This window comes from Nocardia sp. NPDC058633 (assembly GCF_042717045.1).
Classification (GTDB): Bacteria; Actinomycetota; Actinomycetes; order Mycobacteriales; family Mycobacteriaceae; genus Nocardia.
In genome coordinates this window covers 22,320-49,261 of sequence record NZ_JBHXRA010000027.1, presented here as the reverse complement: position 1 = coordinate 49,261, position 26,942 = coordinate 22,320, and the positions used below count along the sequence as shown (strand labels likewise).

Genomic DNA, 26,942 nt, shown 5'->3' with positions numbered 1-26,942 from the left:
GGTCAGGCGCCGGTGCGTAGGCGACGAAGGAGCAAGCACCGGTGCCTGACCGGCGGCCCCTCGGGGCCGCGGACACGCGCGCGCCAGCGCGCCAACAAACACCTCTCAACCCTGCCTGGGACTACCGAACATCAGTAAGACCTGGGCAAACCCAACGAGTGCTGCGCAACGAAGTTCAAGATCATCTCCCGGCTCACCGGAGCGATGCGCATGATCCGCGCCGCCTGCAGCATGGCCGCCAGCCCGACCTCGCGGGTCAGACCCGAACCACCGTGGGTCTGGATCGACTGATCGAGGGCCTTGATACTGGCCTCCGCCGCCGCGTACTTGGCCATGTTGGCGGCCTCGGCGGCCCCGAATTCGTCGCCGGAGTCGTAGAGGGTCGCGGCCTTCTGCATCATCAGCTTGGCCAGTTCCAGCTCGATCTTGATCTGGGCCAGCGGATGCGAGATGCCCTGGTGCGCACCGATCGGCGTCTTCCAGACCGTGCGCTCCTTGGCGTATTCCACGGCGCGGTCGATGGCGTAGCGGCCGAGGCCGATCGCCATGGCCGAGCCCATGATGCGCTCGGGGTTCAACCCGGCGAACAGCTGCGCCAAGGCCGCGTCCTCGGAGCCGACCAGGGCGTCGGCGGGCAGCCGCACGTCGTCGAAGAACAGCGTGTACTGGTGATCCGGCTCGATGACGTCCATCTCCTGGACGTTCTTCACCAGGCCGGGCGCGTCCACCGGCACGATGAACAGCGCGGGCTTGAGCTTGCCGGTCTTGTGGTCGGAGGTACGCGAGACCACCAGGATGGCCTCGGCCTGGTCGACACCGGAGATGAAGATCTTGCGGCCGTTGAGGATCCAGTCGTCACCGTCGCGGCGGGCGGTGGTGGTGATCTGGTGCGAGTTGGAGCCCGCGTCGGGCTCGGTGATCGCGAAGACCATCTTCGAGGTGCCGTCGGCGAGCTTGGGCAGCCAGTTCTGCTGCTGCGCGTCGGTGCCGTACTTGGTGATGATGGTGCCGCAGATGGCCGGGGACACGACCATCAGCAGCAGGCCCGCACCCTGCGCCGAGAGTTCTTCTTGCACCAGTGCCAGTTCGTACATGCCCGCGCCACCGCCGCCGTACTCCTCGGGCAGGTTCACGCCGAGGAAGCCGAGCTTGCCCGCTTCGTCCCACAGTTCGGTGAGCGGCTCGTTCTTGCGCGAGAGCGGCAGCACGTAGTCGCGGTAGTTGTACTTCGACGCGAGCGAGGCGACCGCCGCCCGCAGCGCTTTCTGCTCTTCGGTTTCGATAAAGCTCATGCTGTACCTTTCTGTCCTGACCCGGAGCCCTCCGTGGTCACGCTCCGCTACCGCCTCCGGGCTCGACCGGATCAGGACGGCTCCTGCTGTTCTTCCTCGACGACGGCGAGGACGGTTCCGACCTCGACCTGCTGGCCGACGGTCACATTGAGTGCACTGAGAATGCCGGTGGCGGGCGCGGCGATGGTGTGTTCCATCTTCATCGCCTCCAGCCACAGGATCGGCTGGCCCTGTTCGACGTGATCACCTTCGGCGGCGCCGACACGGATCACGCTGCCCGGCATCGGCGCGAGCAGCGAACCGGCCGCGACCTGCTCCGACGGGTCGGTGAAGCGCGGCAGCCTGCGCACGGCCACCGGACCGAGCGGGGAGTCGATCGCGACGAGGTCGCCGTAGCGGGCGATCTCGAATTGCCTACGCACCGAGCCGCGTTCGCCAGGCACACCGAACACGACACGATCGGGCGCGACCGAGATCAGCTCGAGCCCGTCGTGGCCCTCCACCGCGACGCCGGTGCGGGTGAAGCGGTAGCGCACCTCGTGGGTGCCGGTGGTGCGGCTCTCGTAGGACTTGGTCTGCGGCTGCGAAGCCAGATTGCGCCAGCCGCTCGGGGTGAGTCCGGCCAGCCGGGAAGCGCCACGATTGACGGCCGAATCCGCGAGTGCCGCGACCACGATCGACAGCGCCTCGTCGGCTTCCGAGACCAGCGGCGCCGAGAGCACAGCGAGGTCGTGGGTGGCGAAGAAGGCGGTGTCGGTGTCGCCGGCGAGGAACGCCGGGTGACGCAGCACCCGTACGAGCAGATCGCGGTTGGTGACCAGGCCGTGGATCTTGGCGCGCTGGAGCGCGGTGGCGAGCAGATGCGCTGCCTCCGAGCGGGTTTCGGCATAGGAGATCACCTTGGCCAGCATCGGGTCGTAGTGCACGCCGACCACCGAGTTGTCCACGACGCCGGTGTCCAGGCGCACGCCGGGCTGCTCGAGGACGGTGAATTCACCAGCGGTGAAGGGAATCTCGATCTTGTGCACCGGGCCGCTCTGCGGCTGCCAGTCGTGGGCGGGATCCTCGGCGTAGAGGCGGACCTCGATCGAGTGACCGCGCTGAGCGGGCTGGGTCACGGGCAGCGGCAGCCCCGAGGCCACCCGCAATTGCAGGCGGACCAGGTCCAGGCCGGTGGTCTGTTCGGTGACCGGATGCTCCACCTGCAGACGGGTATTCATCTCCAGGAAGAAGAAGTCACCCTTCTCGTCGGCCAGGAACTCGACGGTGCCCGCACCCTCGTACCCGATCGCCTCGGCGGCCAGGCGCGCCGCCTCGAACAGCCGTTCGCGCATGCCGTCGATCTTCTCGACGAGCGGCGAGGGCGCTTCCTCCACGACCTTCTGATGACGACGCTGGATCGAGCATTCGCGCTCGCCCACAGCCCAGGTCTTGCCGAAAGTATCCGACATGACCTGAACTTCGATGTGACGCCCGGTCTCCAGATAGCGCTCGCAGAACACCGTCGGATCACCGAAGGCCGACTCGGCCTCGCGCTGGGCGGCGGCGATCTGATCGCGCAGTTCGGCCAGGTCGCGCACCACGCGCATGCCGCGACCACCACCACCGGCGGACGCCTTGATCAGCACGGGCAGGTGCGCGTCGGTGACCTCCGCCGGGTCCAGCTCGGCGAGGACCGGAACACCGGCGGCGTCCATCATCTTCTTGGACTCGACCTTGGAGCCCATCTGCTCGATCGCCGCGACCGGCGGACCGATCCACACCAGGCCAGCGTCGAGCACAGCGCGCGCGAACTCGGCGTTCTCGGAGAGGAATCCGTAGCCCGGGTGGATCGCATCGGCTCCGGCCGACAGTGCAGCTTCGATGATGAGCTCACCGCGCAGGTAGGTCTCGGCGGGCGTGTTTCCGGGCAGGAGGACGGCGGCGTCGGCCTCGGCCACATGCGGCGAGGCCGCATCGGCATCGGAGTAGACCGCGGTGGTAGCGATACCCATCCGACGGCAGGTGGCGAACACACGGCGCGCGATCTCACCGCGATTGGCGACAAGAACATTCGTAATCGGCCCGCCCGTCACCCGAGTGCCGCCCCTCACCGAATCGCTTCGCGATGCAGTCATTGTTTGCCTCACATTCGGAAGACGCCGAAGCCCTCGGCGCCCTTGATCGGGGCTGTGTGAATGGCCGACAGGGCCATTCCCAGCACGGTGCGGGTGTCGCGGGGGTCGATGATGCCGTCGTCGAAGAGCCTGCCCGACAAGAACATCGGCATGGCCTCGGCTTCGATCTGCGCCTCGACCATCGCGGCCAGGCCGGCGGCGCCTTCCTCGTCGAAGGGCATGCCCTTGGACTCGGCCGCGCCACGCTGCACGATGGTGATGACACCGGCCAGCTGCGCCCCACCCATCACGGCGGACTTCGCACTCGGCCAGGCGAACAGGAAGCGCGGGTTGAACGCGCGCCCGCACATGCCGTAGTGACCGGCGCCGTAGGACGCGCCGACCAGCAGCGAGATGTGGGGCACCTTGGAGTTGGCGACGGCGTTGATCATCATCGCGCCGTGCTTGATGATGCCGCCGTGCTCGTACTCCTTGCCGACCATGTAGCCGGTGGTGTTGTGCAGGAACAACAGTGGCGTGTTCTTCTTGTTCGCCAGCTGTATGAACTGGGTGGCCTTCTGCGATTCCTCGGAGAACAGCACCCCGCGCGCGTTGGCGAGGATGCCGATCGGGTAGCCGTTGATCTCGGCCCAGCCGGTGACCAGGCTGGAACCGTAGAGCGGCTTGAACTCGTCGAAGTCGGAGCCGTCGACGACGCGGGCGATGATCTCGCGCGGGTCGAACGGGATCTTCAGGTCCGAGGGCACGATGCCGAGCAGTTCCTCGGGATCGTAGAGCGGCGAGATCACCTCGGCGCGCGGCTCGGGGCCGGTCTTCTTCCAGTTCAGGCGGCGCACGATATTGCGGCCGAGCCGGATCGCGTCCTGCTCGTCGGCGGCCAGGTAGTCGGCCAGACCCGAAGTGCGGGCGTGCATTTCGGCACCGCCCAGGGTTTCGTCGTCGGAATCCTCGCCGGTGGCCATCTTCACCAGCGGCGGGCCGGCGAGGAAGACCTTCGCGCCCTCCTTGACCATCACCACATAGTCGGACATGCCGGGGATGTAGGCGCCACCGGCGGTCGAGTTGCCGAATACCAGGGAGATGGTGGGGATCCCGGCGGCCGAGGCCTGGGTGAGGTCGCGGAACATCGCGCCACCCGGGATGAACACCTCCTTCTGCGTCGGCAGATCCGCGCCCGCGGACTCGACCAGCGAGATCACCGGGAGTCGGTTCTCCTTGATGATCTCGTTGATCCGGAACTGCTTGCGCAGCGTCCACGGGTTCGACGCGCCACCACGCACTGTCGGGTCGGGCGCCACGATCATGCACTCGACACCCTCGACAAGGCCGATCCCGGCGATCGTCGACGCGCCGACCTGGAAGTCACTGCCCCAGGCGGCGAGTGGGCACAGTTCGAGGAACGGCGAGTCCTCGTCGAGGAGCAGTTCGATGCGCTCCCGCGCGGTCAGCTTGCCGCGCTTGTGGTGGCGGGCCACCTTGTCGGGGCCGCCGCCGGCGATGGCCTTGGCGAACTCAGCCTCGACCTCGGTGAGCTTGACCGACATCGCCTCGGCGGCCGCGGTGTACTCGGGCGAGGCGGTGTCGATGATGGAACGGAAGGTCGTCACGACTGGTACCCCAATACTTTCGACGCCAGCATGGTCAGGATCTCGTTGGTGCCGCCGCCGATGCCGATGATGCGCACATCGCGGTAGATGCGCTCGACCTCGGCCTCGCGCATGTAGCCCATCCCGCCGTGCAACTGCACGGCCTGGTTGGCCACCCATTCGGCGGTGTCGACCGCATTGTTCTTGGCGAAGCAGACCTCGGCGATCAGGTTCTGCTCACCGGCGACGTAGCGCTCGACGAGCGCACGGGTGTAGGTGCGGGAGATGTCCACGCGCTGCGCCATGTCGGTCAAGGTCATCTGCACCTTCTGGCGGCTGATCAGCGGACGCCCGAACGTCTCGCGATCGCGACACCACTGCACGGTGAGATCGAGTGCGCGCTGGGCCAGCGAATACGCCTGGACCGCAAGGCCTACTCGCTCGCTGACGAACGCGGCGGCGATCTGGGCGAAGCCACTGTTCTCGGCGCCGACCAGGTTCGAGGCGGGCACCCGCACATCCACATACGACAGCTCGGCGGTATCCGAGGCCAGCCAGCCCATCTTCTCCAGCTTGCGGCTGACGGTGAAGCCGGGCGTATCGGTGGGCACCAGGATCAGCGAAACACCCGCCGCGCCGGCACCGCCCGTGCGCACCGCGGTGACCACGAAGTCGGCGCGACAGCCCGAGGTGATGAACGTCTTGGCGCCGTTGATGATGAAGTCCTCACCGTCGCGCACGGCGGCGGTGGTGAGGTGACCGACATCGGAACCGCCACCGGGCTCGGTGATGGCCAGCGAGCCGATCAGGTCACCGGCCAGCGTCGGCTTGGCCCACTTGTCGATCTGGGCCTGGTTGCCCGAGGCGATCATGTGCGGCAACGAGATACCGCAGGTGAACAGCGACGCCCACAGGCCACCGGAGGCACCGGCGAGATGGATCTCCTCGCCGACGATCAGCGAATCGATGGCGTCGCCGCCCTCACCGCCCGCCGATTCCGGGTACTCGATACCGAGCAGGCCGAGTTCGCCCGCCTTCTTGTGCAGTTCGCGCGGCAGCTCGCCCGCGCGCTCCCAGGCGTCGAGGTCGGGCAGGATGTCCCGCTCGACGAACCCACGCACCGTGGCGCGCAGCTCTTTTCGCTCCGGCGTTTCCCAAACAGACGTCATGCCTGTGTCTCCTGTCGCATGATCGGGCGCCCCACGTGGTTACGCTCCGCTGCCGCCTCCGGGCGCTGGCCGATCATGCGAGCAGCTCCGTCGGCATATCGATGTGGCGGGAGCGCAGCCATTCGCCGAGCCCCTTGGCCTGCGGGTCGAAACGCGCCTGATAGGCGACGCCCTTGCCGAGCAGGCCGGAAATGATGAAGTTGACCGCGCGCAGATTGGGCAGCACGTGGCGGGTGACGGTCAGTTCGGCCGTCTCGGGAAGAAGTTCCTGCAGCTTTTCAACGGTGAGGGTGTGCACGAGCCAGCGCCACTGGTCGTCGGTGCGCACCCACACGCCGATATTGGCGTCACCGCCCTTGTCGCCGCTGCGGGCGAGGGCGATCGCGCCCAGCGGCACGCGACCGGTCTCGGCGGGAGGCAGCGGCGCGGGCAGCTCGGGTTCGGAAACAGGTTCGAGGACCAGGGTTTCCGTGGCGGGGGCGATATCGACTCGGGTGCCGTCGGCCAGCACCGCGACGTGGGGCACCTCGTGCGCGTCGACGAAGCCGGGAGTGAAGACACCGTAGGGGGAACCGTTCCCGGGCAGCGCGGTGAAGCTGGCTCCCGGGTAGCTGGCCAGCGCCAATTCCACCGCGACACTGGAGAACCCGCGGCCGACCTTGTTCGGGTCGGGATCGCGCACCACACAGCGCAGCATCGCGCTGGCCTGCTCCTCGGTGTCGGCGTCGGGGCGGTCGAGGCGGGCCAGCGTCCAAGTGAGTTCGGCGGGCTTGTCCGGCAGCCAGGACTCCAGCTGCCGTTGCGCCAGTGCGGCTTTGGCTTCGATATCGAGGCCGGTGAGGACGAACGACATCTCGTTGCGGAAGCCGCCGAGCGTGTTGAGCGAGACCTTGAGCTGCGGCGGCGGCGCCTCGCCGGTGACGCCGCTGATCAGCACGCGATCCTTGCCCTCCTGACTCAGCGCGATGCTGTCGAGGCGGGTGGTGACGTCGGGTCCGGCGTAGCGCGCGCTCTGGATCTCGTACATGAGCTGGGCTTCGACGGTGTCGACGGTGACCGCGCCACCGGTGCCGTCGTGCTTGGTGATCACGCAGGAGCCGTCGCGACGGATCTCGGCGATCGGGAAGCCGGGGCGGCCGATGTCACCGAGTTCGGTGAAGAAGGCGAAGTTGCCGCCGGTGGCCTGGGTACTGCACTCGATCACGTGCCCGGCGACCACGGCACCGGCCAGTGCGTCGTAATCGGTTCGGCCCCAGCCGAAATGGGCCGCGGCCGGACCGACGATCACCGAGGCGTCGGTGACCCGGCCGGTGACGACGATGTCGGCGCCGGAGTTCAGGCATTCGACGATGCCCCACGCACCGAGGTAGGCGTTCGCCGTGAGCGGCTGACCGAGATCGAGCTCGGCGGCACGCGCGACCAGGTCGTCGCCCTCGACGTGGGCGATCTTGGCGTCGAGCCCGAGTTCGGCGGCGACCTTGCGCAACTCGTCGGCCAAGCCCGCCGGATTCAGCCCGCCGGCATTGGCGACGATCTGGACGTTCTTCTCGAGGGCCAGGCCCAGGCAGTCCTTGATCTGCTTCACGAAGGTCTTCGCGTAGCCGAGGCCAGGGTCCTTCATCCGGTCGCGGCCCAGGATCAGCATAGTGAGCTCGGCGAGGTAGTCGCCGGTCAGCACGTCGAGATCGCCGCCTTCGAGCATCTCGCGCATGGCACTGAGACGGTCACCGTAGAACCCGGAACAATTCCCGATCCGGATCAGGTCCGGGTCAGCGGAGAGAGCACTCATGGCACCCAGGATCGCAGCGGTTCAGAAAAAAAGCAAGCATGCGTGCTTGTTAATTGTGGGCAATCGACCAGGCAAGATGGAGCCCATGCTGTCCGTCCTCCTCTTCGCCCTCGCCGGATTCCTGCTCGGCGGCGCGTACACGTCCTGGAAGAACAATCGCGCCTTGGCGATCGGTTTGATCGTCGCCGCCGTCCTCGCGGGCCTCGGCGCCGCGCTCTGGCTGCAGTAGCAAGACTTTCGCAAGATCAGGGCAAGGCTCACGCTGTTGGCTTGCCCACATGTTCACCTGGTATGTCGGACTGCTCGCAGTCAGCGGCCTCGCGATGATCGTCATGGCCAACCTCGACAACGGCCGCAACGAACTCTCGCGTGCCCTCAACGCCGTGTTCGGCATCGTCTTCCTCGGCTACGCGGGCTACCTGGCTTTCGTGTTCGACGGCGGCGACTACCTGATCTTCTTCTCCGCGTTCATCCTGCCGGTGCTGATGACCATCGACTTCGTGCGCTCGACGAACTGGCAGGCGCTGACTTCGCGGCCGACCCCGACCCAGAAGGCCTTCCGCGAGTACTGGAAGGAACAGGATCGGCTGTCGAAGCGCTCAGCTCGCCGTGTGTAGCTTGAAGATCCGCACGTCCTCGGGGACGCCGCTCAGCGGCGCGGCCCAGAAGTTGCGCTTGTAGGCCTTGGCGACAACACCCAGCTCACCGAGGGTTTCCGGGCGCAGAGCGGCCAGAGTGGTACTCGACAGCATCATGTTGCCGTTGCCGCCCGCCTCCATCATGCGGGCGGCGATATTGACGTCGACACCGAGCCAGTCGCCACCGAACTCGCGGGGCGATCCGGTGTGCAGGCCGACCCGCATGCGCGGGGTGTAGCCGTCGATCTCGACCGCGGCGAGGTTGCGCCGCGCCGCCAGTGCGGCCCGCACGGCACGATCGGGCGAGGAGAACACCGCCATCAGGCCGTCGCCCATCCGCTTGACCACCTGACCGCCACGCTCCACGATCGGCGGCTCGATGGCCCTGGCGACCTTGCGCAGCAGTTCCAGGGTGCGCTCGTCGCCCACCGACAGCGACCAACTCGAGAACCCGACCAGGTCGGTGAACACGATGGTCACCTCCTCGGAGCCGCGCCCACGACCGATCCGCTCCAGCCCGGCCTGCCATACCTGAAGGGCACCGAAACCGATCTCCCTGGCCGCGGTCGGGGCACCGCCGACGATCTTGTCCGCTGCCCGCGCTACCGCGCGCGCACCTCCCGGACCCGTCACCGACAGCGGATCACCGAACGCGGGGTCACCGGGCAGCTGCTGACGCGCCCTGCGCACGGCACCGATCAAGTCGGCCCGACGGTTGGCGGCCTGCAGCTTCGACGAAAGCTGGGCGCGCTTCCTGCCTGCGCGCGCCGCGCTGCCGGGTTCGCCGGATTCACTCACGATCGGCTCCAACGGAATGGAGATATCCGCGGCAGGCTCGCGCCGCGGATTCACCCCGCCAGAAGGCGTTTCACTCACGCCCCGAGGGTATCTCACCAGACGACGACCGCCGGTCCGCTGCTTGTGTGCAGCGGACCGGCGGTCCTCCCTTCGAGCTACCGGGCAGCGGAAGCCCGAAGGGTCGGGTCGCGCGACCTCCCGACAAGGTCGCGACCCTCGCGTCCCGGGCCATAACGAGGGCGGCCCGGGTTGGATTATCAGGCGTCGCGGCGGTTGACCAGTACGAGCGCACCGGCGAACACGATCGCCACGAACGCGATGAAGTAGATCAGACTGCCCCACACGCCCCAGTGCCAGTCCGCGGCGTACTCCTCGACACTCAGGAAACGGTTCGCGTTCTGGAACGGCAGGAACGGCTTGACGGTACGGCCGAAGCTGCCGAACGCGCCGAGCAGGTTCTCCAACAGCAGCGACCACAGCACGATCAGCGAGATCGCCGCGGCGGACTGGCGCACCAGCACACCGACACCGATGGCGAGCATCACGCACAGGAAGGCGTAGATCGGAATGCTGTAGATGGCCCGCCAGTTGCCGTCGAGCACGAGCCCGGGGGCATTGTCACCGGCGATCAGTTTGGCGACCACGAACGCGATGAGGGCGAGCACGCCGGTCAGCACGGCCGCGTAGCCACCGACCAGCGCGGTCTTGGACAGGACGACCTTGGTCCGATTCGGCACCGCGAGGAAGCTGTTGCGGATGATGCCGAAGCGGTATTCGCTGGTCACCGTCAGTGCGGCCATGATCATCAGCACCATCACGCCGAAGCCGGCTACGCCCGACACGGCCACGCTCGCCGTGAGCAACGGTGGGCCTTCCGCGGAATCGCCCGCGGTGTCGACGTTGGAGACCAGCGCGATCAGCACGGCCAGGCCGATGCTGAGGACCACCACGGCCGCCGAGCACCACCAGGGCGAGCGAGTCGAGGTGAGTTTGATTCGTTCCGCAGCGAGCACGCCCATCAGAGCGCACCTCCCATCGGCTTGTCGAGGCTGACCTGGTCGAGACCTTCACCGTGGTACTCCACGGCGCCGCCGGTCATCCGCATGAACGCTTCCTCCAGGGAGGCCTGCTTCGGTGCCAGCTCGTAGAGCGTGACGTTGTTGGTGCCCGCCACCTTGCCGACCTCGTCGGAGGTGACGCCCGCGACGATCAGCGCGGCATCGCCGTCTTCCTTCACGGTCATGCCGTGCGAGGTGAGCAGGCTGCGCAACTGATCCAGCTGTGGGCTGCGCACGCGCACCGACTGCTCGGAGGCGCGGTCGATGAACTCCTTGGTGGAGCCGTCGAACATCAGCTGACCACGACCGATGACGATGAGCTGCTCGGCGGTCTGGGCCATCTCCGAGAGCAGGTGGCTCGAGACGAGCACCGTGCGTCCCTCGGCGGCCAGGCGCTGCATGAACCGGCGGATCCACAGGATGCCCTCCGGGTCGAGGCCGTTGACCGGCTCGTCGAACAGCAGCACCTTCGGGTCACCGAGCAGCGCGCCCGCCAGGCCGAGGCGCTGGGACATGCCGAGGGAGAAGCCGCCCGCGTTCTTGCTCGCCACCTCGGACAGCCCGACCAGTCGCAGTACCTCCTCGACCCGCGACTTCGGGATGTCGTTGGAGGCGGCCAGCCACTCCAGGTGCGCGCGCGCCGACCGGTTGGGGTGCACCCACTTGGCGTCGAGCAGCGCGCCGACCTGCGTCAACGGGCGTTCCAACGCCTGGTAGTGCTTGCCGTTGATGAGCGCGGTGCCCGCGGTCGGCTTGTCCAACCCGAGGATCATCCGCATGGTTGTCGATTTGCCAGCACCGTTGGGTCCGAGGAACCCGGTCACCAGTCCTGGTTGGACGGTGAACGTGAGGTCCTGCACCGCGACGGTCTGGCCGAATTGCTTCGTCAGGCCCTTCAGCTCGATCATGAACCCCAGCTTGCCCGATGAACCCCGCGACGCGCGTCGCCGGGAAGTAGCGAGTCGGGTCATCCTCGAGGATGACCTGCGACCCTTAGACCGATGGGGAAGAAGCCTGAGCCCAGAAACGCCGGGGAATGCGGCCTGCCTGCCTGGCCAGATAGCCCGCCCGCACCGCGGCCGACATCGCCGATGCCATGAGTTCGGGTTCTTTCGCCCTGGTCACCGCGGTTGCCAGCAGCACTGCTGAGCAGCCGAGTTCCATGGCGAGGGCGGCATCGCTCGCGGTGCCGATGCCCGCGTCGAGGATGACGGGCACGCCGGCGGCGGCGACGATCATCTCGATGTTGTGGGGGTTGCCGATCCCCAGACCCGTGCCGATCGGCGAGCCGAGCGGCATCACCGCGGCGCAGCCTGCCTCTTCGAGGCGGCGGGCGAGAACGGGGTCGTCGGTGGTGTAGGGCAGGACGACGAAACCGTCGTCGACGAGCTTTTCGGCGGCGTCGAGCAGTTCGAAGGGGTCGGGCAGCAACGTGCGTTCGTCGGCGACCACTTCGAGCTTGACCCAGTTGGTGTCGAGTGCCTCGCGGGCGAGCTGGGCGGTGAGGACGGCCTCGGCGGCGGTGCGACAGCCCGCGGTGTTGGGCAGCAAGGTGATGTCGAGGCGCTTCAACAGGTCGAGGACGCCGGTGCCACCCGCGGCGTCGACTCGCCGCATGGCGACGGTGGTGAGTTCGGTGCCGGAGGCGATCAGTGCCTGTTCGAGCACGGCGAGGTTCTCGGCGCCGCCGGTGCCCATGATCAAGCGGGAGCCGAACTCCTTGTCGGCGATGCGCAACGGCGTCTCAGCCACCCTGCACCGCCGTGAGCACCTCGATGGTCCAGCCACGGCCCACCGGTTCGTCCCAGCGGGATTTCGAGAAGACCGCGCCGTCGACCGCCAATGCCACGCCCTGACAGGGCAATTCGAGCACGGCCAGCAGTTCGCGGACGCTGAGCGGCTCGGGGAACTCGTGGTCGACACCGTTGACGGTGACGCCGATCGGGATGGTCGAGGTCATCGAACTCCTCCTTGCGACAGAGTCGGCATCGTCGATGCCGGAAAACGTTGGGGTGAAGCAGCTTCCACGACCGCGGGGGTGGCACCGTCGAGCAGCGCGGGTACGACCGCCGCGGTGAGGGCGAGAGTGAGCATGCCGTTGCGGCCGTGCCCGGTGGCGGCGACGACGCGGTCGTCGAGGTGGCCGAGCAGCGGGAGGTTGTCGGGGGTGCCCGGCCGGGAGCCCGCATTCGCTTCGGCCAGTTCGTATTCGGCGATGCCGGGCAGGACCGCCTCGGCATCGGCGATCAGGTCGCGAACGCCGCCGACGGTGACCGTGGTGTCGAAGCCCGCCTCGTATTGTGTCGCACCGACGACGACTCCGTCTGCACGGGGAACGAGGTAGACCGGTCGGCCGTGGACCCTGGCGCGGATCACCCTGGTCGGTGCCGGACCGACACCGGGCCTGCGACGCAACCGCAGGATCTCGCCCTTCACCGGACGTACCGGCAGGCCGGGCCAGAGTTCGGCCGAGCGCGCACCCGCCGCGAGGACGACCCGGTCGTGCGGTAGATCATCCAGCGCGACCACTGATTCGGTGCGGATCTCGATGCCCGCGCAGGCTCGCCGAAGCGCCCGAAGCACGCGGCGGTTGTCGATGGCGGGTTCGGATCTCGCGTGCAGGCCCGCGCGGACGGTGCGCGCCAGCGCGGGTTCCAGCGCGCGCACCCCGGCGCGGTCGAGCACTCGCAGGTCGTGGCCGAAACCGGCCAGCCACTCCGAGACGGTGCGCAGGTCGGCGGCATCAGCGCCGTCGAGGGCGACGGTCAATGTCTCGTCGGCCACGAACATCGTCTCGCCAGAGATCTCGCGCAGACTTTCGGCGAAGGCGGGCCACCGCGCGAGCGCGGCAGCGCCGAAGGCGAGCACCCGATCCTCACCGGGCCAGCCTTCGGACAGGGGTGCGAGCATGCCGCCTGCCACGTAGGAGGCGCCGCGCGCGGGTTCCGGGTCGTACACGGTGACCGTCCAGCCCGCGTCGGCCGCTCGCCATGCGACGGCGAGTCCGACGGCGCCGCCGCCAACGACCGCCAGCGTTCGCATCGCGTTCCCACCTGTCTCGATCAGCGGCTGCTGCCGCGGGTTCTCGGGCTTACTCCCCCGATCTTCCTCCCCCGCCGGTCACGCCTTGGTCGCGACCTGAAGATCGGTCGATTTCGGGCGGCCGCGCACCGCATTCGGAGAGGGCCGAAGCCGACGTCCGGGCTACGCGGCACTCGCGTCTCAACGGTAGCGCGACTACCGTCGACATCGTGCAGCCCTCCCATCCGAACCGTTCCGTCCCGCCCCGGGAGCGCCTGTCGAGTGCGCTGCTGTATCTGTGCACCGACGCGCGGCGGGAAAAGGGCGACCTGGCCAGATTCGTGGACGCGGCGCTCGCCGGTGGCGTCGATATCGTGCAGCTCAGGGACAAGGGGTCGCCGGGCGAGGCCGAATTCGGTCCGCTGGAGGCGAAAGCCGAGTTGGGTGCCCTCGCCGAGATCAAGGCCGCCACGCGCCGCCACGGTGGCCTGCTCGCGGTGAACGACCGCGCCGATATCGCGCTGGCCGCGGGCGCCGACGTGCTGCACCTGGGACAGGGCGACCTACCGCCCGCCTACGCCCGCCGCATCCTCGGACCCGATGTCGTGATCGGCCGCTCCACCCACAACCGCAACCAGGCGGGCCTCGCCGCGATCGACGGCCACCTCGACTACTTCTGCACCGGCCCGATCTGGACCACCCCCACCAAGCCGGGCCGCCAGGCCGCGGGCATCGATTTCCTGCGCTCGACCACCGAGTCCCACCCGACGCTGCCCTGGTTCGCCATCGGCGGCGTCGACATGCGGCGACTGCCCGACGTCCTGGCGGCCGGCGCTCGCCGCGTGGTCGTCGTCCGGGCGATCACCGAGGCCGCCGACCCGGAAGCGGCCGCCCGCGAACTCAAGCAAGCCCTGCTCGCCGCGAACTGACCGCGGACGGGCTGGTGCGACTCGCGATCGCGAAGGCGCCGACGGCTCGGACCTGGCGCTGGTCACCGCGAGCCGAGGCCGCGTCGCGTTCGGCGACGGCCGTCTTCGCCGCCGACGAACGCCCTGTGTCCGACTGTTCAGGACAGGACATCGGCTCGGGTGATGGCCGGGCCCCCGGTCAGCGCGACATCGAGGACCACCTCGATACCAGGGCCGTCGGCACACCCGTGCAACCAGAAAAAGCCCTGGTCGGGCAGTTCGACTGTGCGGGGTAGCGCATCGGCGAGTTCGGCGTCGGCCGCGAGGCGCACCCGCAACGGCACCGCGCGCAGTTCGGTCCAGGCGAGGGCGAAGCCGGGGTGCAACGGCAGGTCGGCGACCTCGTCCTCGGGAACCCAGGCCAGTTCGGTGCTCTCCCTGTTGGCGACCGTGGGCAGCGGCTTGTCGGCGTCGGCGATGACAGTGATGTAGGTCCACCCGCTCGCGGCGGTCATGGTGAGGCGCTCGGCGCGGACCCGGAGGTCACCGGCGGTGATGCCCGCTTCCTCCTCGGCCTCTCGCACCGCGGCGTGCTCGGGTGACTCGTGCGAATCCCGCGCCCCACCGGGCAGCGCCCAGGTACCGCCCTGATGGCTCCACGCCGCCCGATGCTGCAACAGCACCGCGGACCCGCCGCCGGGCAACGGCGCGCGCAGCAGCAGCCCCGCCGCACCGAACTTGCCCCAGTGCTTGACCCCGTCGGGGCTCTTGTACCAGCCATCTCCGTCGCCGCGCATCCCATACTCTTTCCTGCGAGCAGCCGAACAGCAACCGCTTCGGGGGTGTGTGAGGGGCTGCGCTACCCGTGGCCCCACAATAAACTCCGCACAGGTAGGTGCGCACGAACAACACCGGGAGGTGAACGATGGACGAGCCGGGGAATCGCAATGCCTCGACCGAGGTGGCGGCCGTCCGTGTTCGCCCGTCAGCGCAGGCCACAACGGGTGCCGAGCACTCCGAGACGCCGGCGGCGGCGCCGGTATCGCCACGATGGGCGCCCTTGCGCCGACCGAACGTGCCCGTCGACCGGCCGCCCGCACCCGACGTCAGAGCGTTGCGCGCCCAGTTCCAGCCCGCCCGGTTGCGCGGATTCGCGCAATCCTCGCCGGGTCGGCTCGTCGCCGCGGGACTGGTCCTGATGGTGCTGTGCGTCACCGCGGGCGCGGTGACTTCGACGACCGTGAGTGAGCGCCAGCAAGCGCTCGGCGTCCTGCTCGACGACACCGAACCCGACGCGCATTCGGCCAATCACCTCTACACGTCACTGTCGATCGCCGACGCCGCCGCCGGCACCGCGTTCATCGCGGGCGGACTCGAACCGCAGGCGGTGCGCGATCGCTACACCCAGGCCATCGGCGAAGCCGCCGCCGAGCTGGTGACCCAGGCCGGGCACATCTCCGACGAGGAAGCCGCCGACCCGACCGGAACCGATCGCCGCCTGCGCACCGGCATCGCGACCGGACTGCCGGTCTACAGCGGACTGATCGAAACCGCGCGGGTGAATAATCGCAACGGCTACCCCGTCGGCGCGGCGTACCTGAGCGAGGCCTCGCACCAGATGCAGACCGGACTGCTGCCCATGGCCGAGGAACTCGAAGACCACCGATTCGACGCGGTCACCGCCGCGCAGTACCGGCACGTGCAGCCGCCGTGGACGGCGATCCTGCTGCTGGTGGTGGCGCTGGGCGCACTGATCTGGGTGCAGGTCGAGCTGGCGCGGCGCTCACGCCGATTCTTCAATGTGGGCCTGTTGGTCGGCACCGGCGCGCTGGCGGTGACGCTGATCTGGACGGTGGCGGCCGGTTCGGTCTCCGCGGTGGCGATGATCCGCTGCCGCGACGAGGGCGCGGTGCCGTCGGCGAGGTTGGCCGAGAGCCGGATCCTGGTGCAACAGGCACGATCGGCGGAAATGGTGAAGCTGGTGCGCCGCGACGCGACCGGCGACTACGACCGCACGTTCGATACGAACGCCGCACGGCTCAACGAACTGCTCGCCGGCTATTCCGAGGACGCCCCCGCGCGCGACGAAGTGGCGCACGCGCGCGCCGCGCTGGCCCGCTGGCAGTCGGCCCATCAGCGAATGAACGACACACTCGAGCGTGGCGATTTCGTCGGCGCGGCCGCCGTCGCGACCGGTCCGAGCGCCGCCGATTCGGCCGCCCACGTCGACGCGCTCGACCGGGCACTGGACAAGGCAGGCGCGGCGACGCGAGAAACATTGCGCGCCAAGGTTTCGCAGGCGACCGACGTGCTCTCCTTCCTCGCCCCCGGGGCGTTCGTGCTGGGGATCGCGGCGGCGGTGTGTGTCGCGCTGGGGCTGTGGCCGCGGTTGCGGGAGTACCGGTGAGGCGCGGACGCGTCCTCGCGGCGCTGGTGCTGGTCGGTCTGCTCGCCGGCTGTTCCGACAGCACCCCGGCGCCGGATGAGCGCGGGGTCTATTCCGAACCGCCGTTGCCCGCCAAGGCGATTCCGATCGGCACCGATACCCCCGTGCCCCCCACCGGTGGCGAGCAGTGCGGCGATCCGACCGCGAGCCTGCGGCCGAGTACCGCCTCCGGCCCGACGATCGCCGCCATCAGGGCGCGCGGCAGGCTGGTCGTCGGCCTCGACGCGGGCAGCAATCTGTTCAGCTTCCGCGATCCGCTCAGCGGGCGCATCGTCGGCTTCGACGCCGACATCGCCCGCGAGATCGCCCGCGACCTGCTCGGTAACCCCGATCTGATCGAATACCGCAGTCTCGCTTCGGAGGAGCGCGAGCGCGCACTGCAGGACCACACCGTCGACCTGATCGCGAAGACGATGACGATCACCTGCGAACGACGTCAGCGGGTGGCGTTCTCCACGGTGTATCTGCGGGCCGACCAGCGGGTGCTCGCGGTGAAGGGTTCGGGCATCGGCGGGCTGGCCGATCTCGCGGGCAAGCGCGTGTGCGTGGTGCGCGGCACCACCTCGCTCGACCACATCCGCCGCGACCAACCCGCCGCCACGATCCTGACGGTGCCGACCTGGGCCGACTGCCTGGTGGTTCTGCAACAGCGTCAGGTCGACGCGGTGAGTACCGACGATTCGATCCTGGCGGGCCTGGCCGCCCAGGACCCCTACACCGAGGTGGTCGGCGGCAGTATCAGCGCCGAACCGTACGGCATCGGCATCCCCAAAGGCGACGACGACCTGGTGCGTTTCGTCAACGCCACACTGGACCGCATCCGCAACGACGGCACCTGGACCCGCATCCACCGTCGCTGGCTCGCGACCCTCGGCGAGACACCGAGTCCGCCCGCCCCGAAGTACCAGGACTGACGGCCATGAGTGCGATTCCTCCCCCTGACGAAGCAGGACAACGCGATTCGGCCCGCGATGAGCCTGCTCCTGCGCGCCCCGACCCGACCTCCGGCGACCCGATACCCGCCGACCCGACGCCGCGGGTCGCGCCCCCGAGCGAGCCGGAACGACGCGAGTCCACTCAGCTGACGCAGCGGCACCGACCGGGCACGCTGCCCGGCGGGTGGACGCTGCCCGCAGGCCGAGCCGACGACGAGACCCGACCGCTGCCCAAACTCACCGCAGCGGCGGCCGCGGCTTTCGCCAGGAAGCAGGCGAGCAGCCGCGACCAGACCCCGGCGACCGATGCCACCCGGCGCGCCGAGGAGTCCGCCGCGCTCCAGCGCTCGGCCGAGGCCGACAGCGCAGACACGGCGCAGCACGTCGAGGAGCAGGTCGCCACCCAGCGGGCGAGCCGACCGGGGATGATGCCCGGAACCGGACCCGCGGCGTACGCGCCGACCGAAGCCGCGCGACGAGCCCCCGTGACCGCACCACACGCGGCTACCGAAGCCGCGCAACGAGCCCCCCTGACCGCACCGCACGCAGCCACCGAAGCCGCGCAGCGGGTCGATCCGTCGGGCACACCCGACGATCCCGAAGCCTGGGGTTCCGCGCCGCAGACCATGGCCAACACCACGCGGTCGGGGCGCAGTGTGCGAACGGCGCGTTCGCGGCCGACGCGCAGGCTCGGCGCGGGGCTGGTGCCGATTCCGACGGTCACCCCGGCCGATCCGCGCGACGCCGTGCTGACGGATCCGATGGTCTCGGAAGGTCGGCGTTTCTGCTGGCGCTGTGGCAATCCGGTCGGGCGGTCGACGCCCGCGCGGGCCGCGTCGACCAGCGGCGAATGCGAAACCTGCGGGGCTGCTTACGATTTCCGCCCCTCTTTGCACGAGGGCGATATGGTCGCCGGGCAGTACGAGATCCAGGGGTGCATCGCGCACGGTGGGCTCGGCTGGATCTATCTGGCCATCGACCGCAATGTGAGCGATCGGTGGGTGGTGCTCAAGGGGCTGTTGCACGCGGGCGACGCGGAGGCACAGGCCGTCGCGGTGGCCGAACGGCAGTTCCTGGCCGAGGTGGCGCACCCGAGCATCGTCAAGATCCACAATTTCGTCGAACACACCGCCAGCGACGGATCCACCGGCTACATCGTGATGGAGTACGTGGGCGGACATTCGCTGCGCGACATCCTCGATGCCAGGCCACGCGGGGAGCAGATGCCGCTGGCCGAGGCCATCGCCTATGTATTGGAGATCCTGCCCGCGCTCGAACACCTGCATTCGATCGGCCTCACCTACAACGACCTCAAGCCCGACAATGTGATGGTCACCGAGGACCAGGTGAAGCTGATCGACCTCGGCGCGGTCGCGACCATCGACGCCTACGGAAATCTCTACGGCACCAAGGGTTTCCAGGCACCCGAGATTGCCCGCACCGGGCCGACGCCCGCCTCCGATGTCTACACCGTCGGCCGCACCGTCGCCGCGCTCACGCTGGCCCTGCCCAGCGAGCACGGCCGCTACCTCGACGGTATCCCCGACCCGGCCGACGAACCCCTGTTGGCGCGCTACGAGTTCTTTCACCGATTCCTGCTCACCGCCACCGATCCCGATCCGGCACAGCGGTTTCCGTCGGCACGGGCGATGTCGGCGCAGCTGGCCGGTGTGCTGCGCGAGATCCTCGCTTTCGACACCGGCACCGAACATCCACAGCTGTCCACAGTGTTCAGTCCACAGCGCACCAGCTTCGGCACCGAGGAACTGATCAGCCAGACCGACGCCTACCTCGACGGCGTCGGTCGCTCACCGCTGCTCGATTCCCGCGAGGTGGTTGCCGCACTGCCGATTCCGTTGATCGACCCCGCCGACCCGTCGGCCCCGCTGCTGGCCGCCACCGCCAACCCGGAGCCGGAACGGGTACTCGAGGCGCTGCACGACTCCCGCGAACGCGCCGAGGCCGACCCCGACAACGCCCCCGAGACCCTGGCGAACGAACTGCTCTTCGCCGAGGCGCGAGCGCGACTGGAACTGGGCGAGTCGGCGGCGGTACTGCACATGCTCACCCGGGTGCCCGATGAATCAGATTGGCGCACAGACTGGTTCACCGGCCAGGCCCACCTGCTCGAGCTCGACTACGAGGCCGCCTTCGCCTCGTTCGAGGCGGTGCTGCGGGTACTTCCGGGTGAGATCGCGCCCAAGCTGGCACTGGCGGCGACCGCGGAACTCATCCTGCAACACTGGGATTCCGCGGCGCCCGAACAGTGGCGCAGCTTCGCCGAACGCTATTACGACACCGTCTGGCGCACCGACCGGGCGGTGGTGAGCGCGGCGTTCGGCCTCGCCAGGCAGCTGGCGGTGGCGGGGCGCGTGGGCGAAGCGGTGCACGCGCTCGACGACGTGCCCGCCGCCTCCCGGCACTTCACCACCGCACAGACCACCGCGATCCTGTTGTTGCTCACCAGCTCCCCCGTCGCCGAACTCGACGAACAGATCCTGCGGCTGGCCGCCTCGCGCGCCCAGGCGATCGCGCCGGGCGAGCACCGAGCCACCCTCATGCGCACGCTGGTCCAGGGCACCGCGCTGGCTTGGCTGCAGGCCGGGAACACCCCGAAACGCAAGGACGCCAAACTGTTCGGCCGCGACTTCACCGAACGTGAGCTGCGCGACGGCACCGAAACCGGCTTGCGGTCCCTGGCCCGCAACGCACCGGACCGCGACCATCGCTACGCCCTCGTCGACCTCGCCAACTCGCTACGACCCAAGTCGTGGTTCTGAGCGCGCGATCACCGCGCGCCGACCAGGTCGTGGGCCGCGCGAGCGATGGCCAGTTCTTCGTTGGTCGGCACCACCAGCACCGTCACCGGAGCGAAGTCCGGTGAGATCCGGCGGACGCCAGGGGTTCTCGTCTCGTTACGCGCCGGGTCGACTTCGATACCGAGTGCCTGTAGCCCCGCCAGTGCGTCGGCGCGCACCGCGGGACTGTTCTCGCCCACGCCCGCGGTGAAGACGACGACGTCGACGGTGCCCAGTTCCACCAGGTAGGCGCCGAGGTAGCGGCGCAGGCGGTGGATGTAGACGTCGTAGGCGAGCTTGGCGGTGGCATCGCCACCATCGATGAGCTGCTGCAACTCGCGGAAGTCGTTCACCCCGCTCATTCCTTTGAGACCGGAACTGCGATTGAGCAGTTGTTCCACCTGACTCACGTCCAGATCGGCGGCCCACATGAGATACGGGATCACGCCGGGGTCCAGATCGCCCGGCCTCGTCCCCATCACCAGCCCCTCCAGCGGGGTCATGCCCATGGTGGTGTCGATCGCGACGCCGCCCTGGATCGACGAAGCGGACGCGCCGTTGCCCAGGTGGAACACGATCTGGTTCAGCTCTTCGGTCGGCCTGCCCAGATACTGCGCGGCCTTGCGCGACACGTATTGGTGCGAGGTGCCGTGGAAGCCGTACTTGCGAATGCCGTGGGCCGTCGCGAGTTTCGCGTCGATCGCGTAGGTCTTGGCGGCGTCGGGCATCGCGTGGAAGAACGCCGTGTCGAAGACCGCGACCTGGGGGATGCCGGGCAGCAGCTCTGTCGTCGACTCGATGCCGACCACATTGGCGGGGTTGTGCAGCGGCGCGAGCACCGACAGTTTGTCGATCGCGTGCAACACCTCGTCGGTGATCAGGGTCGGCTCCCAGAACACCTCGCCGCCGTGGACCACCCGGTGCCCGACCGCGCCGATACCGATGGTGGTCAGGTCGAGGCCGGTCTCGCGGAACATCTCGAACGCGCGCAGCAGACCGGCTTTGTGGTCCGGGATCGACCCCTTGTACTCGAGTTCGGCGGTGCCCGCCTCGTGCGCGATCCGCCCGCCGTGCGGTTCGCCGATCTTCTCGACCAGCCCGGAGGCGAGAACGTCTCCCGAGACAGCGTGCAGCAGTTGATATTTGATCGAGGAGGAGCCGCTGTTCAGCACCAGTACCAGGTCGCTCACTCGGCATCTCCCTGCGCCTGGATGGCGGTGATCGCCACGGTGTTGACGATGTCGGCGACCAACGCGCCACGCGAGAGGTCGTTGACGGGCTTGCGCAGACCCTGCAGCACCGGCCCGATCGCGACCGCGCCCGCGCTCCGCTGCACCGCCTTGTAGGTGTTGTTGCCGGTATTGAGGTCGGGGAAGACGAACACCGTTGCCTTACCGGCTACGTCGGAATCGGGCAGCTTCGTGCTGGCGACGGAGGGCTCGATCGCCGCGTCGTACTGGATCGGGCCTTCCACCGGCAGTTCCGGCGCACGTTCGCGCACGATCTCGGTGGCCGCGCGGACCTTGTCGACATCGGCGCCGGTGCCGGACGCACCGGTGGAGTACGACAGCATCGCCACCCGTGGATCGATCCCGAACCGGGCCGCCGTACCCGCCGACGACACCGCGATATCGGCCAGCTGCTCCGAGGTCGGATCGGGCACCACCGCGCAGTCGCCGTAGGCGAGCACCCGGTCGGCCAGGCACATCAGGAACACGCTCGACACCGTGGAGACGCCGGGCACCGTCTTGATGATCTCGAACGAGGGCCGAATCGTGTGCGCGGTGGTGTGGGCGGCACCGGAGACCATGCCGTCGGCGATTCCCTTGTACACCATCATGGTGCCGAAATAGGAGATGTCGGCCATGGTTTCGCGCGCCCGCTCGAGCGTCATGCCCTTGTGTTTGCGCAGTTCGGTGTACTCGGCCGCGAAGTCGTCGAGGTAGCCGGAGGTTCGTGGGGACATCACCTGGGCGTCGGCGATGTCGACACCGAGCTCGGCGGCGCGGGCGCGCACCGAGGTCTCGTCGCCGAGGATGGTGAGGTCGGCGATCTTGCGTTGCAGGACCCGGCCCGCGGCCCGCAGGATGCGGTCGTCGTCGCCCTCGGGCAGCACGATGCGCTTGCGATCGGCGCGGGCGCGTTCGATCAGGCGGTACTCGAACATCTGCGGTGTGACGACCGCCGAGGACGGAACCTGCACGCGCCGCAGCAGTTCCGACGCGTCGACCCGCTGCTCCATCAGCGCGAGCGCGGTGTCGACCTTGCGCGGGCTGCCCGCCCACATCCGGCCACGGGTGCCGTGCACGGCACTGGCGGTGTCGTAGGTCCCCAGCTCGGTGGCCAGGATCGGCAGCCTGGGACGCAGACCCTCCATCAGCCGCGCGATCGCCGGATGCGGGCGGAGACCACCGTTCATGATCACGCCGGCCAACGACGGAAAGCCCTCCGCCTCATGGGCATTCACCAGGCTGAGCAGCACGTCGGAGCGGTCGCCCGGCGCGATCACCACCACCCCGTCGGAGAGCCGCTCCAAGATGTGTTCGGCGGTCATGCCGCCGACCATGATGCGCAGCGCTTCACGCTGCAGCAATTCCGCGTCGCCACTGTAGATTTCGCCGTCGATCGCCTCACACAGCTCGCCCATGGTCGGCGCCATCAGCAACGGCACCTCGGGCAGCGTCCAGGACGGCACGTCGAAACCGGACAGTGTGGTGGCGATCTCGTCGAGCTCGTCGGGTGCGCAGCGGTTGGCCACGATCGCGACCAGATGCGCGTGCTCGGTGGCGAGCTCGGAGGTACACAGTTCCACCAGTTGCTTCACCTCGCCGGGGGTGCGGTCCGCGCCGCGAACGACCAGCAATACGGGCGCGCCCAGGTTCACCGCGATGCGGGCGTTGAAGCGCAACTCGCTCGGGCTGGCGACGTCGGTGTAGTCGCTGCCCACGATCACCACCGCGTCGCACGCCTTGGCGACATCGTGGAAACGCATCACGATGTCGCTGATCGCGGCGGTGGGGTCGCGGTGCACGTCTTCGTAGGTGACGCCGACGGCCTGCTCGTAGCTGATGTCGGCGGTGCTGTGCTCGAGCAACAGCTCGAGGATGTAGTCGGGTTCGTCGGCGGAGCGGGTGATCGGCCGGAACACGCCGACGCGCGCGGTGGTCGCGCACAGCATGCCGAGGACACCCAGTGCCACCGTAGATTTTCCGGTGTCACCCTCGGGCGAGGCGATGTACACGGTGGACGGTGCTTGTTCGACCATGCTCGCGAGCTTAGTGAATCGGCGGCGATTCAGGGGTTCGGTGTGGTCCGATCGATCGCGTTATAGTCCGGCCCATGACATCGCAGTTCCCGGATCGGCAGTGGGGCTCCCGCACCAACCCCTTGTCGCGCGCAGCCAACCGTTTCGCCGCGACCAGACCGGGTTCTTGGCTGATCCGCACGATCACCCCACTCGATCGGGCCCTGCTCGAACGCACCGACGCCAAGTACACCGTCCTCGGCCCGATCGGTGCCCCGGTGATCCTGCTCACCACCACCGGTCGCAAGTCCGGCGCCGCGCGCACCCAGCCGCTGCTCTACGTGCACGACGGCGACACCCTGTACGTGGTCGGTTCCAACTTCGGCCAGCAGCACCACCCGGCGTGGACGGGGAACCTGATCGCCGACCCGTCGGCCACCGTCGCCATCGCGGGCGAACGGATCCCGGTCACCGCCACCCCGGTCCCCGAGGCCGACCAGGACGCGATCTTCGCCCGCTTCATCGAGATCACCGGCGCCTACGCCGCCTACCGCGACCGCACCACCCGCGACCTGCGCATGTTCGCCTTGCGCCGGACGTAAGCCGCTCGCTTCAGGCCAGGTCGGCGGGGCGGACCCGCAGTTTCGCGGCGATCCGGGCCAGCGCTCGTCCGTCGGCGGCACTCACCTGGTCGAGGAAGGACTCGCGGACCGCGCGCACGTGCGTCGGGGCCGCCGCCACGACCACCGCGTAGCCGGCCTCGGTGAGGGACGCGACCGTGTAGCGCCCATCGTCGGGGTCGGGCGAGCGGGTGACCCAGCCTCGCTGCTCGAAACGTTTGACGACGTTGGACAGCCGTGACAGGGACCCGTTGGCAAGAAAGGCCAACTCGCTCATCCGGATTCGACGCTCGGGAGCCTCGGACAGGTGGCTGAGCACGAGGTACTCGAAGAGGGTCAGCCCGGCCTCGGCGTGCAGCGGCGCCTCCAAGCGGCCCGGCAACAACAGGATGAGCGAGACCAGCCCGGTCCAGGCTTCCTTCTCCTCCTGGTTCAGCCACGCGGGCGCTGCCGCCTCGGCGTCGCCGGATCCTGGGGTCACCGCAGTCATGCCGATTATCATAGCGGCGCCGATTGAGTTCACACGTGAAGTAAAAGTGCGCTAGTCTGACTTCACACATGAAGTCAATCGAAGGGTTCGCACCAATGAGCACCGCCACTTTCACCAGCACCCCCGGGTACGGCCAGAACCTTTTCGACCTGCTCCACTACCGACAGGCGGTCCGCGTCGGAGACCGGGTCGACATCTCGGGACAGGGTGGCTGGAACGACGACATCACCTTCCCCGAGTCACTCGAGGACGAGATCGTCCAGGCCTTCGACAACGTCGAGCGGACTCTCGCGACAGTGGGAGCCACCTGGACAGACGTCATCGCCGTGGACAGCTACCACATCCCCACGGCCGATGATTCGATCGGCGACGAACATACCCGGGTGATGGCCGAGCAGTTCCGCGAGCGCATGGGCGATCGGGCGCCCATCTGGACCGAGATCGGCGTTGCGGCCCTCGGCGCGCCCGGCATGCGCGTCGAGATTCGCGTCACCGCGCTGGTCGGACAACAGGACTGACCGAACCGCGGAAACGAGCTCGCCACGGGGTCGACGCCACGACGCGGTGGGGTGGACGCCCGCACTCGGACGTCCACCCGGCTCGAACCGTCAGACCTTGTCGACCTCGCCGTTCGACAACGCCTTCTGCAGGGAGTTGAACACCGTCAGACCCTGACCGACCATGCCGTTGAGCAACTCGCCCACGCCGTCGGGGCCGTTGAGGACGGTGAGGTTGGCGCCGGCGAGGCCGTGCGAGGCCTGCTTGACGATTTCGGGGAGTTGTTCGATGAGCATCTGGTCCAACGCGATGCGGTTGTTCGACGCCGCCGCTTCGGCCTGAATGCGGGTGCGGTCGGCTTCGGCCACCGCGAGGATTCGGACTCTTTCCGCTTCCGCCTCAGCGGGTTTCACCACTTCGGCTTGGAGCTGCTGTTCGCGCAGTTCGGCGTTCTTCCGAGCCTGTTCGGCCTGGGCGTGCAGGACGGCCTGCCTGGCGATGGCGTCGGCGAGCGGGCCCGCCTGTGCCGCTTCGGCATTGGCTTTGTCGATGTCGCGCTGGTACTCGGCCTTGAGGATCGAGGTCTCGCGCTCGTATTCGGCGCGACGGCGCAACGATTCCTGTTCGGCTTCGGCGGAGCGCTGGGCAGCTTGCGCCTGGGCGATCTGGGCATCACGTTGGACCGCCGCATTGTGCGGCGCGGCAAGGGCATTGATGTAGCCGAGGTTGCCGTCGTCGATCGACTGGATCTGGAACGAGTCGACCCACAGGCCGATATTGCTCATCTCCACCTTGGACGCGATGAGTACCTCGTCGGCCAGCTTCTGGCGTTCGCGGATGATCTCCTCGACGGTCATCGAGCCGACGATCGAGCGCAGGTGACCGGAGAAGATGCGGCCGGTCAGCACCGACATCTCCTGCTCCTGTTCGGACAGGAAGCGTTGTGCCGCGTTGACGATCGACTGGGTGTCGTTGGCGACCTTGAACGCGATCACCGCACGCACATCGAGTTGGATGGCCTGCTTGGTGACGCAGCGCTCCCGAATCTCGGACTCGAACATGGCCAGCGACAGGTAGCGGACTTTCCGGAACAGTGGCACCACCCAGGTGCCGCGCCCGATGACCACCTTGAACGGGGAGTCGTCCTTGGTCTTGGCGCCACTGACCAGCATGGCCTCGTCGGGATCGGGAACGTGATAGCCCAGCATCGCGGGCCCCTTTCATTCAGCGGGAATCGGAATCCAGGTGACCACGTCGACCAGGCGACCCGGGTGGACCGCGACGATCAACACGGTGGTCCAGGCGGCGATCGGCTCCTCTGCTCGGGCGAGGTAGAGCTCGGTGCCCCCGCGAATCGAGATCAGCACCTCGCCCAGTGCGCCTGCCTCCCGAATCGGCGAAGTGATGGTGCCCGTCATGCCGTGCACGGAATCGGTCATCGCGGGTGAACCTCCCTGTCTCGCACCGGATGCCGTCAGCGTACGGAGGGTCGGCTATCAGGCGGTAGCAAAATTCTTATTGACAGTATCCTGTCA

At 68.4% G+C, this 26,942-nt stretch carries 25 protein-coding genes; 8 read left to right on the top strand and 17 right to left on the bottom strand.

The window, feature by feature from the left end:
* Nucleotides 1–131 precede the first annotated feature (131 nt).
* The 5 genes from ACFWUR_RS27840 to ACFWUR_RS27820 all read right to left on the bottom strand — a co-directional run bounded on the left by ACFWUR_RS27840 (nt 132) and on the right by ACFWUR_RS27820 (nt 7,953).
* Nucleotides 132–1,292: an acyl-CoA dehydrogenase family protein gene (locus tag ACFWUR_RS27840; protein WP_378910746.1), complete on the bottom strand. Its 1,161-nt coding sequence runs from the start codon at nt 1,290–1,292 to the stop codon at nt 132–134.
* 71 nt (nt 1,293–1,363) lie between these two features.
* Nucleotides 1,364–3,409 carry an acetyl/propionyl/methylcrotonyl-CoA carboxylase subunit alpha gene (locus ACFWUR_RS27835; protein ID WP_378910745.1) on the bottom strand — a complete coding sequence of 682 codons (2,046 nt, stop codon included), beginning with the start codon at nt 3,407–3,409 and terminating at the stop codon, nt 1,364–1,366.
* An 8-nt stretch (nt 3,410–3,417) separates the two neighbouring features.
* Nucleotides 3,418–5,016: an acyl-CoA carboxylase subunit beta gene (locus tag ACFWUR_RS27830; RefSeq protein ID WP_378910744.1), complete on the bottom strand. Its 1,599-nt coding sequence runs from the start codon at nt 5,014–5,016 to the stop codon at nt 3,418–3,420.
* Nucleotides 5,013–6,164 carry an acyl-CoA dehydrogenase family protein gene (locus ACFWUR_RS27825; protein WP_378910743.1) on the bottom strand — a complete coding sequence of 384 codons (1,152 nt, stop codon included), beginning with the start codon at nt 6,162–6,164 and terminating at the stop codon, nt 5,013–5,015. Before ACFWUR_RS27825 ends, ACFWUR_RS27830 begins: the two co-directional genes overlap by 4 nt.
* Nucleotides 6,165–6,237: 73 nt before the next feature.
* Complete coding sequence (locus ACFWUR_RS27820; RefSeq protein ID WP_378910742.1) at nt 6,238–7,953, bottom strand: acyclic terpene utilization AtuA family protein; 1,716 nt, start codon at nt 7,951–7,953, stop codon at nt 6,238–6,240.
* Nucleotides 7,954–8,038: 85 nt separating this feature from the next.
* Here ACFWUR_RS27820 and ACFWUR_RS27815 point away from each other — a divergent pair, with 85 nt between their 5' ends.
* Together ACFWUR_RS27815 and ACFWUR_RS27810 are read left to right on the top strand one after the other, a co-directional pair.
* A complete protein-coding gene (locus ACFWUR_RS27815; protein WP_378910741.1) occupies nt 8,039–8,182 on the top strand; it encodes a hypothetical protein in 144 nt (47 codons plus the stop codon).
* A gap of 49 nt (nt 8,183–8,231) precedes the next feature.
* Complete coding sequence (locus tag ACFWUR_RS27810) at nt 8,232–8,570, top strand: hypothetical protein (RefSeq protein WP_378910740.1); 339 nt, start codon at nt 8,232–8,234, stop codon at nt 8,568–8,570.
* Here the strand turns inward: ACFWUR_RS27810 and ACFWUR_RS27805 are convergent.
* The 6 genes from ACFWUR_RS27805 to thiO all read right to left on the bottom strand — a co-directional run bounded on the left by ACFWUR_RS27805 (nt 8,553) and on the right by thiO (nt 13,489).
* Entirely contained in the window at nt 8,553–9,401 is an 849-nt protein-coding gene (locus tag ACFWUR_RS27805; protein WP_378910748.1) for an adenylate/guanylate cyclase domain-containing protein, read from the bottom strand. The genes ACFWUR_RS27810 and ACFWUR_RS27805 overlap by 18 nt on opposite strands.
* Before the next feature lie 245 nt (nt 9,402–9,646).
* Entirely contained in the window at nt 9,647–10,408 is a 762-nt protein-coding gene (locus ACFWUR_RS27800) for an ABC transporter permease (RefSeq protein WP_378910739.1), read from the bottom strand.
* Complete coding sequence (locus ACFWUR_RS27795) at nt 10,408–11,355, bottom strand: ABC transporter ATP-binding protein (RefSeq protein WP_378910738.1); 948 nt, start codon at nt 11,353–11,355, stop codon at nt 10,408–10,410. Before ACFWUR_RS27795 ends, ACFWUR_RS27800 begins: the two co-directional genes overlap by 1 nt.
* Nucleotides 11,356–11,440: 85 nt before the next feature.
* The gene (locus tag ACFWUR_RS27790) at nt 11,441–12,199 is read right to left on the bottom strand and encodes a thiazole synthase (protein ID WP_378910737.1); all 759 of its coding nucleotides are present in this window, start codon (nt 12,197–12,199) and stop codon (nt 11,441–11,443) included.
* Nucleotides 12,192–12,407 carry a sulfur carrier protein ThiS gene (gene thiS, locus ACFWUR_RS27785; protein ID WP_378910736.1) on the bottom strand — a complete coding sequence of 72 codons (216 nt, stop codon included), beginning with the start codon at nt 12,405–12,407 and terminating at the stop codon, nt 12,192–12,194. The genes ACFWUR_RS27790 and thiS overlap by 8 nt, the downstream gene beginning before the upstream one ends.
* Nucleotides 12,404–13,489 (bottom strand): glycine oxidase ThiO, encoded by a 1,086-nt coding sequence (gene thiO / locus ACFWUR_RS27780; protein WP_378910735.1) that lies wholly within the window; start codon nt 13,487–13,489, stop codon nt 12,404–12,406. The genes thiS and thiO overlap by 4 nt, the downstream gene beginning before the upstream one ends.
* Nucleotides 13,490–13,698: 209 nt before the next feature.
* Between thiO and thiE the strand changes: the two genes are divergently transcribed.
* Nucleotides 13,699–14,397 carry a thiamine phosphate synthase gene (gene thiE / locus ACFWUR_RS27775; protein WP_378910734.1) on the top strand — a complete coding sequence of 233 codons (699 nt, stop codon included), beginning with the start codon at nt 13,699–13,701 and terminating at the stop codon, nt 14,395–14,397.
* A 137-nt stretch (nt 14,398–14,534) separates the two neighbouring features.
* Here the strand turns inward: thiE and ACFWUR_RS27770 are convergent, their stop codons facing one another.
* On the bottom strand, nt 14,535–15,173 hold the full coding sequence (locus ACFWUR_RS27770; RefSeq protein ID WP_378910733.1) for an NUDIX domain-containing protein: 639 nt from the start codon (nt 15,171–15,173) through the stop codon (nt 14,535–14,537).
* A 128-nt stretch (nt 15,174–15,301) separates the two neighbouring features.
* Here ACFWUR_RS27770 and ACFWUR_RS27765 point away from each other — a divergent pair, with 128 nt between their 5' ends.
* The 3 genes from ACFWUR_RS27765 to ACFWUR_RS27755 are packed head-to-tail and all read left to right on the top strand — an operon-like array spanning nt 15,302 to nt 20,537.
* On the top strand, nt 15,302–16,783 hold the full coding sequence (locus ACFWUR_RS27765) for a hypothetical protein (RefSeq protein ID WP_378910732.1): 1,482 nt from the start codon (nt 15,302–15,304) through the stop codon (nt 16,781–16,783).
* Complete coding sequence (locus tag ACFWUR_RS27760) at nt 16,780–17,736, top strand: glutamate ABC transporter substrate-binding protein (RefSeq protein ID WP_378910731.1); 957 nt, start codon at nt 16,780–16,782, stop codon at nt 17,734–17,736. Before ACFWUR_RS27765 ends, ACFWUR_RS27760 begins: the two co-directional genes overlap by 4 nt.
* Nucleotides 17,737–17,741: 5 nt before the next feature.
* Entirely contained in the window at nt 17,742–20,537 is a 2,796-nt protein-coding gene (locus tag ACFWUR_RS27755) for a tetratricopeptide repeat protein (RefSeq protein ID WP_378910730.1), read from the top strand.
* 8 nt (nt 20,538–20,545) lie between these two features.
* On the opposite strand, the gene ACFWUR_RS27750 is transcribed toward ACFWUR_RS27755, so the two are convergent.
* Together ACFWUR_RS27750 and pta are read right to left on the bottom strand one after the other, a co-directional pair.
* Entirely contained in the window at nt 20,546–21,745 is a 1,200-nt protein-coding gene (locus ACFWUR_RS27750) for an acetate kinase (RefSeq protein WP_378910729.1), read from the bottom strand.
* Nucleotides 21,742–23,820, bottom strand: coding sequence for a phosphate acetyltransferase (gene pta, locus ACFWUR_RS27745; protein ID WP_378910728.1), 2,079 nt, complete (start codon nt 23,818–23,820; stop codon nt 21,742–21,744). The genes ACFWUR_RS27750 and pta overlap by 4 nt, the downstream gene beginning before the upstream one ends.
* A gap of 74 nt (nt 23,821–23,894) precedes the next feature.
* Between pta and ACFWUR_RS27740 the strand changes: the two genes are divergently transcribed.
* A complete protein-coding gene (locus tag ACFWUR_RS27740) occupies nt 23,895–24,401 on the top strand; it encodes a nitroreductase family deazaflavin-dependent oxidoreductase (protein WP_378910727.1) in 507 nt (168 codons plus the stop codon).
* A gap of 10 nt (nt 24,402–24,411) precedes the next feature.
* On the opposite strand, the gene ACFWUR_RS27735 is transcribed toward ACFWUR_RS27740, so the two are convergent.
* Nucleotides 24,412–24,909 (bottom strand): MarR family winged helix-turn-helix transcriptional regulator, encoded by a 498-nt coding sequence (locus tag ACFWUR_RS27735; protein WP_378910725.1) that lies wholly within the window; start codon nt 24,907–24,909, stop codon nt 24,412–24,414.
* A 95-nt stretch (nt 24,910–25,004) separates the two neighbouring features.
* Between ACFWUR_RS27735 and ACFWUR_RS27730 the strand changes: the two genes are divergently transcribed.
* Nucleotides 25,005–25,427, top strand: coding sequence for a Rid family hydrolase (locus tag ACFWUR_RS27730; RefSeq protein WP_378910724.1), 423 nt, complete (start codon nt 25,005–25,007; stop codon nt 25,425–25,427).
* A 90-nt stretch (nt 25,428–25,517) separates the two neighbouring features.
* Here ACFWUR_RS27730 and ACFWUR_RS27725 read toward each other — a convergent pair whose 3' ends face one another.
* Nucleotides 25,518–26,615 (bottom strand): SPFH domain-containing protein, encoded by a 1,098-nt coding sequence (locus ACFWUR_RS27725; RefSeq protein WP_378910722.1) that lies wholly within the window; start codon nt 26,613–26,615, stop codon nt 25,518–25,520.
* A 12-nt stretch (nt 26,616–26,627) separates the two neighbouring features.
* Nucleotides 26,628–26,846 (bottom strand): hypothetical protein, encoded by a 219-nt coding sequence (locus ACFWUR_RS27720; protein WP_378910721.1) that lies wholly within the window; start codon nt 26,844–26,846, stop codon nt 26,628–26,630.
* Nucleotides 26,847–26,942 lie beyond the last annotated feature (96 nt).